Genomic DNA, 12,635 nt, shown 5'->3' with positions numbered 1-12,635 from the left:
TTGCCCAACTCATTGCAATCCATGTCGCAGGCTGGTTATAGTCGGCGCTCGTGAGCTCTACGGCTCACCTTTCAACCCTTCAAAAAAGATCAGCCCAGATGCCTGCATCCCTCATCAACGCGGTAGTCGATTCAGCGGTCAACGCTGGCGTCGTGCCGTGCGGGAATCAGCAGCCTGTGCAGATCAGCCATTACCCCCCACCTGTCAGTAGCACGCCGGTGTGCGCAGTCGTATCACCGCCGGGCGTTGGCGTTTCGGGCTGATCAGCGTTTTCTGCTGACCCCTGTGCCTGCCTGAAAAAACCTACTGAATTTCAGCTTCGGCTGAGTTGGCTATTTGCCTGACTACAGGTGGTATTCATGTTTGTCCTTTCGAAAAAGTCCGCGCTCGCGGCGGCGTCCACGAGCCTGTTCGTTCTGCTGTGGAGCAGCGGGGCGATCTTCTCCAAATGGGGGCTGGCCCACGCTTCGCCCTTTGCCTTTCTGCTGATCCGTTTTGTGATTGCCCTGTGCGGGCTGGTGCTGCTGGTGCCGTTGCTCAAGCTGAAACTGCCCAAGGGCGGCCGGCCGATGCTGTATGCGATGGCTACCGGGGTGGTGCTGTTGGGCGCTTATCAGATCTTTTATCTGCTGGCGCTGGATCTGAAGGTCACCCCCGGCGTGATGGCGACCATCATGGGCGTGCAGCCGATCCTCACCGTGGTGATCATGGAGCGCCAGCGCTCGGCGAGCCGTATTTTCGGACTGGCGCTGGGGCTGGCCGGTCTGATCATGGTGGTTTACCAGGGCATCGGCCTGGCCGGGATGTCTTTGGCGGGGATGTTGTTCGGTCTGCTGGCGCTGGCGAGCATGACGTTCGGCTCGATCATGCAGAAACGCATCACCGACAATCCTCTCGGCACACTGCCGGTGCAGTATCTGGCAGGACTGTTGCTGTGCGGGATCTTCGTGCCGTTCCAGCCGTTCCACTTCGAGCACAGCGCCGGTTTCATCGTGCCGGTGTTGTGGATGGGACTGGTGGTTTCCGTGCTGGCAACGTTGCTGCTGTATCGACTGATCGCCCGGGGCAATCTGGTGAATGTCACCAGCCTGTTCTATCTGGTGCCGGCCGTGACGGCGGTGATGGATTACCTGATCTTCGGCAATCGCCTGGCAGCGTTGAGCATGCTGGGGATGCTGTTGATCATCGTCGGTCTGGTATTCGTGTTCCGTAAATCGGAATAACAGCCGCACATAAAAAAGGCCCGGGAGGAAACTTCCAGGCCTTTTTGCATCTGCCGATCAGCGAGTCGCGACTTCTACCGGTTTCACCGCCGCCGGCTTCAACACCAGCCACAGCGCAATTGCGATCAACACCCCGCCATACACGTGGGCCATCGACAGCGGTTCGTCGAGAAACAGCGCGCCCCACAACACGCCGAACGGCGGGATCATGAACGTCACGGTCATCGACTTCACCGGCCCGATGGAGCTCAGCAGACGGAAGTAAATGATGTACGCGAACGCGGTACAGCCCAGACCCAGACCCAGCAGCGACAGCCAGACATTCCAGCCGCCCCAGCTCACGGGTGGCTGGGTAATGACGCTGTAGCCGAACAGCGGCAACAGGAACAGCGTCGCACCGAGCATACTGCCCAGCGCCGAAAGTCGGCTGTCGAGCCCGCCGGCCTGATCCAGCCAGCGCCGGGCGAGGAAACCGGCGAAACCGTAGCAGGTCGTTGCGAGCAGGCAGGCAACGGCACCCATCAACAGCGGCAGGTCGAACGCGACCGGGCCGGCGCGGGTCAGCACGCCCACGCCGAGCAGACCAAGGAACACCCCGGCCAGTTTGGCCACCGTGAGTTTTTCACTGAAAAAAAGCCCGCCGATCAACACGCCCATCAGCGGCGTGGTGGCATTGAAGATGGCGGAGTACCCGGCCGGCAGCACCTGGGCGGCGACGGAGTACATCGTTGCCGGCAGTCCTGAGTTGATCACCCCCAGCAGCATCACGGTCTTGAGTTTGCCTTTGAAATCCCAGCTGATGCGCATCAGACCAAGGATTACCAACAAACCGACGGCCGCAATCGAGACCCGGAAAAAACCGGTCGGAACGGTGCCGATCACGGGGGCGATGATGCGCATGAACAGGAAACTCGCACCCCAGATCGCAGCCAGCGACAACATGCGGAAAATATCGACAGGGCTCACGGGTAACTCCTTCCTTGATGGGGACGAGAGTGTTGCCGAGCGCCCTGACGATGGCAACCGCTAATCGGGCATTTAATTTCCCGTCAGAGCACGAAGCGCGTCACCAGCCCGTTGAGGTCGACGGCCAGACGCGACAGTTCCTGACTGGCGGCAGAGGTCTGGGTCGCGCCAGCAGCGGTCTGAGTCGACAGATCGCGGATGGTCACCAGGTTTTCATCGACTTCCCGGGCCACCAGTGCCTGTTGCTCGGCAGCGCTGGCGATCACCAGGTTGCGCTGGTTGATCTGCGAGATCGACGCGGTGATTTTCTCCAGTGCATGGCCGGCGCTGTTGGCCCGGCGCAAGGTCTGGCTGGCCTGTTCGGCGCTGCTTTGCAACGCGCCGACGGTGGCACCGGTGCCTTGCTGGATGCTGCTGATCATCAGCTCGATTTCTTCGGTGGAGTTCTGCGTGCGCTGGGCCAGCGAACGGACTTCATCGGCAACGACTGCAAAACCACGTCCTGCCTCACCGGCCCGCGCAGCTTCAATGGCGGCATTGAGCGCCAACAGGTTGGTCTGGCCGGCGATGCCGCGAATCACTTCCAGCACCTTGCTGATGTCCTGGGCCTGGGTCGCCAGGCCCTCGGCCTGTTCGGACGCACCGAGCACCGCGCTCACGAGTTCCTGAATCGAACTGATGGTCTCACTGACCTGCACATGCCCGTGCTTGCTGTCCTCGTTCGAGGCTTCGGACGCTTCGGCGCTGGACACCGCGTTGGCCGCGACTTCATCGACCGCTGTGCTCATTTCGGTGACCGCCGTGGCGGCCTGTTCGATCTGGTCGTTCTGCTGTTGCAGGCCACGGGTGCTTTGCTCCATCACCGAACTCATTTCCTCGGCGGCGGAGGCCAGTTGCTGTGCCGACTCGCTGATACCGCGAATGGTCGAGCGCAGATTGCCCTGCATCTCGGCCAGCGCGGTGAGCAACTGCGCCGCTTCATCGCGGCCGTCGCTGTCGATGCGGCCGCTGAGATCACCGGAGGCAATCCGCCGGGCCACATTCAACGCCTGATTGATCGGCGCGGTGATGCTGCGGGTCAGCAGCCACGCCAGCAGCAAGGTGGCGATCAGGGCGATGACGATGATTGTCGCGACGATCCACAGTGACTGCTGATAGGTCGCGGCAGCGGATTTTGCGGCGGCATCGGCGCCTTGCTGATTGAGGGTGATCATTTGCTCCAGGGTCTTGTCGAGCACGCTGCCCTGAGGCGCCAGTTCAGTGGTCAGCCGCGTGTAGGCCTGATCGTTCTGCCCGGCGTCGATCTGTTTGATGATCTGGTCGAGGATGCTCAGGTACTTGGCGGTGTCGGCACCCAGACCTTCAAGCATCGCCCGTTCCTGATCGTTGGCGAGCAGGGCTTTGTGATCGTCGAGGCGCTTGAGCAACTCCTGACGTTGCGCCGTGAGAATGCCCTTGCTGCGTTCGCGCACAGCGGCCTGGGTACTGGTGATCAGACGCAGGGATTCGAGGCGGATGCTGGCGATGTTCGCCGCTGCGTCATGGATGCTTTCGATGCTGGGCATCCACGATTCTTCGATCACCGCTGCGCTTTCACGCAGGGCCTTCATCTGGCCCAGACCGAACAGGCCCACCACCATCAGCAGACCGGCCAGAACGGCAAAACTCAAACTGGCGCGCAAACCTATGCGCAGATTCCGGATAGACATCAATGTGCTCCTTGAACGTTGAGAAAGAGGGCGTCCTCGTGGGCCGAGGATCTTGTTGTGAGGCGGGTGATGGCGGGCTGTATATCAAAGTGCCATCACCTTGGTAAGGTCACTGCGCAATCAAGGTCACGGGCGATGGGCGGGAATGCGCAGGCAGGGCAAAGCCGCGGAATAGAGATGTCGTTACTTGATTGGATCCGAAACCCAGAGAATTCGCGGGCTGGCGCCGGACGGCGGGAGCGACCGGTTGATGTGTTTGCTGACCGAACGGTCGATTAAAAAAACTTTGATAAAAACTGTGTCGTTGTACAACGCCGTCGCGGAATTGGCAGAAATTACGCTTCTCCTGCCCCCGGTTCCGTGGCTAAGCTCAGGCCTTCGAGCACAGATTCTTCAATTCCCGCAGAGGTCTCATCTATGCCGCAGCAATGGCCAGCCACCGACATCGCCCGCATGATCCTCGATGGCTTTGACGATTACCGCGAGCATTTCCGGCGGATCACCGACGGCGCCCGGGAACGTTTCGAACAGGCGCGCTGGCAAGAGACGCAAACCGCGTCGGCGGCGCGGATCAACCTCTACGAAGACAAGGTCGGCGAAACCGTCGCGCGCCTGCGCGAGTATTTCGAGGCGGACACGCTGATGGAGGTCAGTTGCTGGCCACTGGTGAAAAGTGCCTACATCAGCATCATCGACCTGCGCTTCGACGATGAACTCTCCGAGACCTGGTACAACTCGATTTTCTGCGGCCTGTTCAGCCACGACCTGATCAGCGACGGCTGCATGTTCATCCATACCACCCGGCCAAGCCTGCGCCGCGCCCGGGCTGCGCAAACCCGCACCTACAAGCCGCAAGGACAGTTGTCGGGCATGCTCGCGAGCATCTTTGCCGATTACCGATTCAGCGAGGATTACGCCGATCTGCCCCGGGATCTGCAGCGTCTGGAAGCGCAACTGCGCGAGAACTTGCCGGACTGGGTGTGCAAGGACCCGGAACTGAGCGTCGAACTGTTTTCCTCGGTGCTGTACCGCAACAAGGGCGCCTATCTGGTGGGGCGCATCTACACCAACGACGACCAGTGGCCGCTGGTGATTCCGCTGCTGCACCGCGAGGGGCGGGGGATTCAGATCGACGCGCTGATCACCGACGAAGCGGATGTGTCGATTATTTTCTCGTTCACCCGTTCGTATTTCATGGTGGATGTGCCGGTGCCAGCGGAATTCATCGGCTTTCTCAAGCGCATCCTGCCGGGCAAGCACATCGCCGAGCTGTACACCTCGATCGGCTTCTACAAGCACGGAAAATCCGAGTTTTATCGCGCGCTGATCAACCACCTGGCCAATACCGACGACCAGTTCATCATGGCCCCGGGCGTGCGCGGCATGGTCATGAGCGTGTTCACGCTGCCGGGTTTCAACACCGTGTTCAAGATCATCAAGGACCGCTTCTCGCCGTCGAAAAACGTCGACCGCGCCACAGTGATCGAGAAGTACCGACTGGTAAAAAGCGTCGACCGCGTCGGGCGCATGGCCGATACCCAGGAGTTCGCCGATTTCCGTTTTCCGCTGAGCAAATTCGATCCGGCGTGTCTGGCGGAATTGCTGGAAGTTGCGCCGTCCACGGTGTCGCTGGAAGGCGAAACGGTGCTGATCCGCCACTGCTGGACCGAACGCCGGATGACCCCGCTGAACCTGTATCTGGACAACGCCAACGAAGCCCAGGTGCGCGAAGCGCTGGAGGATTACGGGCTGGCGATCAAGCAACTGGCGGCGGCCAACATTTTCCCCGGCGACATGCTGCTGAAGAACTTCGGCGTCACCCGCCATGGCCGGGTGGTGTTCTACGACTATGACGAGATCTGCTTCCTCACCGAAGCCAACTTCCGCCACATCCCGCCACCGCGCACGCCGGAGGACGAAATGGCCTCCGAACCGTGGTACTCGATCGGGCCGCTGGACGTGTTCCCCGAGGAGTTTCCGCCGTTTCTGTTTGCCGACTCGGCGCAGCGCAAATTGTTCGATCAGTTGCATGGCGAGCTGTACAACGCTGATTACTGGAAGGGGTTGCAGGAGGCGATCAGGGCGGGGAAAGTCATCGATGTATTCCCGTATCGGCGCAAGGGCCTCGATAACGAGTGACTTTCTGGAATTGCTGCGCAATTCATCGCGAGCAGGCTCGCTCCCACATTTGATCGCGCTGTGCACCGGTTTTATGGCCGCTGGAGATCCAGGGTGGGAGCGAGCCTGCTCGCGATCGGCCGCGCAGCGGTCGTAAAATCTGCGACAATCGCGTCCTTGCGCCACTAGACGACCGAATTGCGTACCCGATGACCGACGAATCGCCCTCCATCGACAAACTGCTGAAAAACCTCGATCACGCCATGCTCGCCGACCGCCACCGGCTGCGGCGGCAGTTGCTTGAGCTGCGCAAGAAACCCGACGAGGCCAAGCTGGCCCAGTGGGTGGCGCGCATGCAGGCGTCCTGCGATCAGGTGCTGGCGCGCAAGGCCAGCCTGCCGGTGATCCGTTACGACGACAGCCTGCCGATTGCGGCCAAGCGTGACGAAATCAAGAAGGCCCTGGAAAAGCATCAGGTGCTGATCATCGCCGGTGAAACCGGCTCGGGTAAAACCACCCAGTTGCCGAAGATCTGTCTGGAGATCGGTCGCGGCCAGCACGGTCTGATCGGCCACACCCAGCCTCGCCGAATCGCGGCGCGCAGTGTGGCCAGCCGGGTCGCCGAAGAACTCGGTACGCCGCTGGGCGCGCTGGTCGGCTATCAGGTGCGCTTCGAGGATCAGAGCGATGCCAACACTCTGATCAAACTGATGACCGACGGCATCCTGCTGGCGGAAACCCAGAACGACCGCTACCTCGAACGCTACGACACGATCATCGTCGACGAAGCGCACGAACGCAGTCTCAACATCGACTTCCTGCTCGGTTACCTGAAAACCCTGCTGCCGCGTCGTCCGGATCTGAAGGTCATCATCACCTCGGCGACCATCGATCTGGAGCGTTTCTCCAAGCACTTTGATGATGCGCCGATTGTCGAGGTTTCCGGCCGCACCTTCCCGGTGGAAACCTGGTATCGCCCGCTGACCCTGGAGCAGGACGAAGAGGGCAACCGCGTCGAGGACGACCTGACCGTGGATCAGGCGATCCTCGCCACCCTCGATGAAATCGCCGCGTATGAGCGCAGTGAACGCCGCAGTCCTGGTGACGTACTGGTGTTCCTGCCGGGCGAGCGCGAGATTCGCGACGCCGCCGACATGCTGCGCAAGGCCCAGCTCAAGCACACCGAAATCCTGCCGTTGTACGCGCGCCTGTCGCCGGCCGAGCAGCAGCGGATCTTCCAGTCCCACCCGGGCCGTCGCGTGGTGCTGGCGACCAACGTTGCCGAAACCTCGCTGACCGTGCCGGGCATCCGTTACGTGATCGACAGCGGCACCGCGCGCATCAGTCGCTACAGCTACCGCGCCAAGGTTCAGCGCCTGCCGATCGAAGCGATTTCCCAGGCCAGCGCCAACCAGCGTAAAGGTCGTTGCGGCCGGGTCGAGCCGGGCATTTGTGTGCGCTTGTACAGCGAAGAGGACTTCCTCGGTCGCCCGGAATTCACCGATCCGGAAATCCTGCGCACCAATCTGGCAGCGGTTATTTTGCAGATGCTGCATCTGCGCCTCGGCGAGATCACCGCGTTCCCGTTCATCGAGCCGCCCGACGGCAAGGCGATCAGCGACGGTTTCAACCTGCTGCAAGAGCTGTCGGCGGTGGATCGCAACAGTCAGCTGACGCCGCTCGGCCGCCAGTTGGCGCGCCTGCCGGTGGACCCGCGCATGGGCCGCATGCTGCTTGAAGCGGCGAAACTCGGCAGCTTGCAGGAAGTGCTGATCGTTGCCAGCGCCATGTCGATTCAGGATCCGCGCGAGCGTCCGCCGGAGCGTCAGCAAGCCGCCGATCAGGCCCACGCGCAGTGGAAGGATGCCGATTCGGACTTCGCTGCGCTGGTCAATCTGTGGCGTGGTTTCGAAGAACAGCGCCAGGCGCTGACCGCCAATCCGCTGCGCAACTGGTGCCGCAAGAATTTCCTCAACTACCTGCGCTTGCGCGAGTGGCGCGATTCCCATCGCCAGTTGAGCCTGATCTGCCGCGATTTGCAGCTGAGCCTCAATAAAGAGCCGGCGGACTATCCGAAACTGCACAAAGCGGTATTGGTCGGCCTGCTCAGCCAGATCGGTCAGAAAACCGACGACGGCGACTATCTTGGCGCCCGTCAGCGGCGGTTCTGGATTCATCCGTCCTCGGGCATCGGCAAGAAGCGCCCGCAGTGGGTGATGACCGCCGAACTGGTGGAAACCACCAAGCTTTACGCGCGGATGGTGGCGAAGATCGACGCCGACTGGATCGAGCCGCTGGCCGGACATCTGATCAAGAAAAACCACTTCGAACCGCACTGGGAGAAGAAGCGCGGCCAGGTCGTCGCGTTCGAACAGATCACGCTGTTCGGCCTGATCGTGGTCGGGCGTCGACCGGTGCATTACGGCCCGGTCGATCCGGTGGTCTCGCGCGAGCTGTTCATCCGTGAAGGCCTGGTGCGCGGCGAGATTCAGTCCCGGGCCAAATGCCTGACCGCCAACAAGCAATTGCTGGAGCAACTCGACGAACTGGAAGCCAAGGCCCGTCGCCGGGACATTCTGGCCGACGAGGAAACCCTGTACGCGTTCTACGATGCGCGACTGCCGGCGGAGATTCATCAGACCGCGACCTTCGACAGCTGGTATCGGGTCAACAGCCAGAAAGACCCGCAACTGCTGATCATGCGCGAAGAGGACGTGCTGGCCCGCGAGGCCAGCGAAGTCACCGCCCAGCATTACCCGGACACCCTGCACATCGGCGATCTGGAACTGGCCCTGAGTTACCACTTCGAACCCAATCACCCGCGCGACGGCGTGACCCTGCGTGTGCCGGCGCCGCTGTTGCCGATGCTGCCGCCGGAACGCCTGGAATGGCTGGTGCCGGGGCTGATCGAGGCCAAGTGCATTGCGCTGGTGCGCAACCTGCCCAAGGCCCTGCGCAAGAACTTCGTGCCGGTGCCGGACTTTATCAAGGCTGCGCTGCAACGCATGACGTTCGCCGAGGGTTCGTTGCCGCAAGCATTGGGCCGTGAACTGCTGCGCATGACCGGTGCACGGGTCAGCGACGAAGCCTGGGCCGAAGCGGCGCAGCAGGTCGAAAGCCATCTGCGGATGAACCTGGAAATCGTCGACGGCCAGGGCAAGTTCCTCGGTGAAGGTCGGGATCTGGCGGAGCTGACGGCGCGTTTCGCCGAAGCCAGCCAGGCTGCATTGGCCGTGCCGCAGAGTGCGAAAAGCCAGCAACCGGTGGAGGCCAAGGTCTTCGCGCCGGTGGCGGAAAAGACTCAGCAGAAGATCGCCGGGCTATCGATGACGGTCTATCCGGCGCTGGTGGAAGAGGGCGGCACGGTCAAGGAAGGGCGCTTCTCGACCCCGGCCGAAGCCGAGTTCCAGCATCGCCGCGCCTTGCAGCGGCTGTTGATGCTGCAACTGGCCGAACCGGCCAAGTTCCTGCGTGGCAAGTTGCCGGGCCTGACCGAACTGGGCCTGCTGTACCGCGAACTGGGTCGGGTCGATGCATTGGTGGAAGACATTCTGCTGGCCAGCCTCGACAGCTGCATTCTTGATGGCGAAGACCCGTTACCTCGCGACGGCGCAGGGCTGGCGGCTCTGGCCGAGCGCAAGCGTGGCATCTGGACGGAGCATGCGGAGCGGGTAGCACGCCTGACCCTGGAAATCCTCAAGCTCTGGCACGGTCTGCAAAAACGCTTCAAAGGCAAGATCGACCTGGCTCAGGCGGTGGCGCTTAACGATATCAAGCAGCAGCTCGGTCATCTGGTGTATCCGGGCTTCGTCCGCGAAACGCCGATGCTCTGGCTCAAGGAGCTGCCGCGCTATCTGAAGGCCGTCGAGCAGCGTTTCGAGAAGCTGGGCGCCCAGGTGCAGAAGGATCGGGTCTGGAGCGGCGAACTCGCCGGCCTCTGGACGCAATACCAGACTCGCGCCGCCAAGCATGCTCAGGAAGGCAAGCGCGATCCGCAGCTCGAGCTGTATCGCTGGTGGCTGGAGGAGTACCGGGTTTCGCTGTTCGCCCAGCAGTTGGGGACGAAAGTGCCGATCTCCGACAAGCGCCTCAATAAACAATGGAGCCAGGTCGAGGCCTGATTCAGAAATTGCTTAGATCCTTTGTGGGAGCGAGCCTGCTCGCGAAAGCGGTGTGTCAGTCGCCAGCAATGTTGGCTGTTACGACGCCTTCGCGAGCAGGCTCGCTCCCACATGGAGCAGGTGTTGATCTTGAGAAGGGGGCCAAAACCTCGGGTTTATGGCAAACTTCGCCACCATAAATGCCGGTTTCGCGACCCAGAGCCTTTGCCGGGTCGCGCAGCGGAATAAAGCGATGCCAGGTTTTTGCGTCCCCTCTATGGGAATAGACCCTTTGCGTGTTGGCACGTCGGTGCCAGCACTTTCTGCCTGAACAGATTAGAGAAACGACCATGCATAACGTCGTCATCAGCGGCACCGGCCTGTACACCCCGGCCAACAGCATCTCCAACGAAGAGCTGGTGCAGTCTTTCAATACCTACGTCGCGCAGTTCAACGCGGACAACGCCGACGCCATCGCCAGCGGCGAGATCCAGGCCCTGACCGAATCCAGCGCCGCGTTTATCGAAAAAGCCTCGGGCATCAAGAGCCGCTTTGTCATGGACAAGGACGGCATCCTTGATCCGCAACGCATGGCACCACGCCTGCCGGAGCGTTCCAACGACGAATGGTCGGTGCTCTGCCAGATGGCCATCGGCGCTGCCGAACAAGCCTTGCAGCGCGCCGGCAAGACCGCCGCCGACATCGACGGCGTGATCGTCGCCTGCTCCAACCTGCAGCGCGCCTATCCGGCCATCGCCATCGAAGTCCAGGAAGCACTGGGCATCCAGGGTTTCGGTTTCGACATGAACGTTGCCTGCTCGTCGGCGACCTTCGGCATCCAGCAAGCCGCCAACACCGTGCAACTGGGCCAGGCCCGGGCGATCCTGATGGTCAACCCGGAAGTTTGCACCGGTCACCTGAACTTCCGCGACCGCGACAGCCACTTCATCTTCGGTGACGCCGCTACCGCCGTCGTCATCGAGCGTGCCGATACGGCAACGTCGAAGCACCAGTTCGACGTGGTCAGCACCAAATTGCTGACCAAGTTTTCCAACAACATCCGCAACAACTTCGGCTTCCTCAACCGCGCAGCGGAAGAGGGCATCGGTGCCCGCGACAAACTGTTCGTGCAGGAAGGTCGCAAGGTGTTCAAGGACGTGTGCCCGATGGTGGCCGAGCTGATCGGCGAGCATCTGGAGGAGAACAAACTCAACGTCGGTGACGTGAAGCGCTTCTGGCTGCACCAGGCCAACCTGAGCATGAATCACCTGATCGTGCGCAAGCTGCTGGGCCGCGAAGCGACCGAAGAAGAAGCGCCGGTGATTCTCGACACCTACGCCAACACCAGCTCCGCCGGCTCCGTGATCGCGTTCCACAAGTATCAGGACGATCTGGCGGCCGGTTCGCTGGCGGTACTGAGTTCGTTCGGTGCCGGTTATTCGATTGGTAGCGTGATTCTGCGCAAGCGTTGAGGCGAAGGTTAATTTCCTCTTAACCGCGCTGATCTTTCCTACAGCCGGATCAGCTGTAACGCTGTAATTTTCGAAGGTAGCGGCAGGATGGCACAGTGAGCGCCATCCTGCCGTTATCATTTTCGAAGTCAGGACAAGGGGATTGAAGGATGGCGGTTGACGACACCCAATTGCTGGCGCGCTTGCTGGCTGGCGAGCAAAAGGCTTTCAAGGAGCTGGTCACAACCTACCAGAGCGCCATGCGCGCCGTGGCCTATGCGATTGTCGGTCAGCGTCATGTCGAGGAAGTGGTGCAGGACGCCTGGCTGTCGGTGGTGCGGCATATCGGCAGCTTCGAGGGCCGCTCCAGTCTCAAGACCTGGCTGCTGACCATCACCGCCAATTCGGCCAAGGGCCGCTACAAGCAGAATCGCCGCGAAGTGCTGATGGATGATCTGCCATCGCCCCATGGCACCATCGACGACGACCGCTTTTCCCCCGGCGACGGCCACTGGCTGATCGCACCGTTCGCCTGGCATCAGGACACGCCCGAAGCGCTGCTGACCGAAAATGAACTGCGCGAATGCCTGGAACACACGCTGCTCAGCCTGTCGGAACTGCAAAGCAGTGTGCTGTTGCTGCGCGAGCGTCAGGGCCTGGAGCTGGAAGAGATCTGTAATCTTCTGGAGATCTCGCTCTCCAATGTCCGTGTGCTGCTGCACCGGGCACGTTTGAAGGTCTTCGCGACCGTGGAACATTTTGAGGAGACAGGCGAATGTTGACCTGCAAGGAGCAAGTGGCACGATCCAGCGATTATCTCGATGGCCAGCTGAGCTTTCGCGAGAAACTGATGGTGCGTCATCACCTGATGTTCTGCCCTAATTGCCGGCGTTTCATTCGTCAGATGCGTTTGATGCAGGCGACATTGCGGGTGATGCCGGAGAAACCGGATGAGGGTGTGGATGCGTTGGCCGAGCGGCTGGCGGCGCAACGGCGAAAAGACAGTCCCTGAGACAAAAAAACAGCCCGGCGTAACAGCAGCGAACGGATGATGGGGATCGCTGTTGC

At 61.2% G+C, this 12,635-nt stretch carries 8 protein-coding genes; 6 read left to right on the top strand and 2 right to left on the bottom strand.

Translation table 11 applies throughout. The features are described 5' to 3' along the window. Window positions 1-359: 359 nt before the first annotated feature. On the top strand, window positions 360-1,223 hold the full coding sequence (locus DXT77_RS18630; RefSeq protein WP_119428716.1) for a DMT family transporter: 864 nt from the start codon (window positions 360-362) through the stop codon (window positions 1,221-1,223). A gap of 57 nt (window positions 1,224-1,280) precedes the next feature. Here DXT77_RS18630 and DXT77_RS18625 read toward each other — a convergent pair whose 3' ends face one another. Beyond that, window positions 1,281-2,189: a DMT family transporter gene (locus DXT77_RS18625; protein WP_119428715.1), complete on the bottom strand. Its 909-nt coding sequence runs from the start codon at window positions 2,187-2,189 to the stop codon at window positions 1,281-1,283. An 83-nt stretch (window positions 2,190-2,272) separates the two neighbouring features. Further along, window positions 2,273-3,898 carry a methyl-accepting chemotaxis protein gene (locus DXT77_RS18620; protein ID WP_119428714.1) on the bottom strand — a complete coding sequence of 542 codons (1,626 nt, stop codon included), beginning with the start codon at window positions 3,896-3,898 and terminating at the stop codon, window positions 2,273-2,275. A gap of 417 nt (window positions 3,899-4,315) precedes the next feature. Here DXT77_RS18620 and aceK point away from each other — a divergent pair, with 417 nt between their 5' ends. The 5 genes from aceK (at window position 4,316) to DXT77_RS18595 (ending at window position 12,579) form a co-directional block, all read left to right on the top strand. Further along, entirely contained in the window at window positions 4,316-6,037 is a 1,722-nt protein-coding gene (aceK, locus tag DXT77_RS18615; RefSeq protein ID WP_119428713.1) for a bifunctional isocitrate dehydrogenase kinase/phosphatase, read from the top strand. 188 nt (window positions 6,038-6,225) lie between these two features. Beyond that, window positions 6,226-10,137 carry an ATP-dependent RNA helicase HrpA gene (gene hrpA / locus DXT77_RS18610; protein WP_119428712.1) on the top strand — a complete coding sequence of 1,304 codons (3,912 nt, stop codon included), beginning with the start codon at window positions 6,226-6,228 and terminating at the stop codon, window positions 10,135-10,137. Between the two features lie 329 nt (window positions 10,138-10,466). Next, entirely contained in the window at window positions 10,467-11,588 is a 1,122-nt protein-coding gene (locus tag DXT77_RS18605) for a beta-ketoacyl-ACP synthase III (RefSeq protein ID WP_114881826.1), read from the top strand. Between the two features lie 149 nt (window positions 11,589-11,737). After that, entirely contained in the window at window positions 11,738-12,349 is a 612-nt protein-coding gene (locus DXT77_RS18600; protein ID WP_119428711.1) for an RNA polymerase sigma factor, read from the top strand. Beyond that, window positions 12,343-12,579, top strand: coding sequence for an anti-sigma factor (locus DXT77_RS18595; RefSeq protein ID WP_119428710.1), 237 nt, complete (start codon window positions 12,343-12,345; stop codon window positions 12,577-12,579). Before DXT77_RS18600 ends, DXT77_RS18595 begins: the two co-directional genes overlap by 7 nt. Window positions 12,580-12,635 lie beyond the last annotated feature (56 nt).

It is taken from the genome of Pseudomonas sp. 91RF (genome assembly GCF_003576265.1).
Lineage (GTDB): Bacteria > Pseudomonadota > Gammaproteobacteria > Pseudomonadales > Pseudomonadaceae > Aquipseudomonas > Aquipseudomonas kribbensis.
This window is presented reverse-complemented; position numbering and strand designations above follow the sequence as displayed.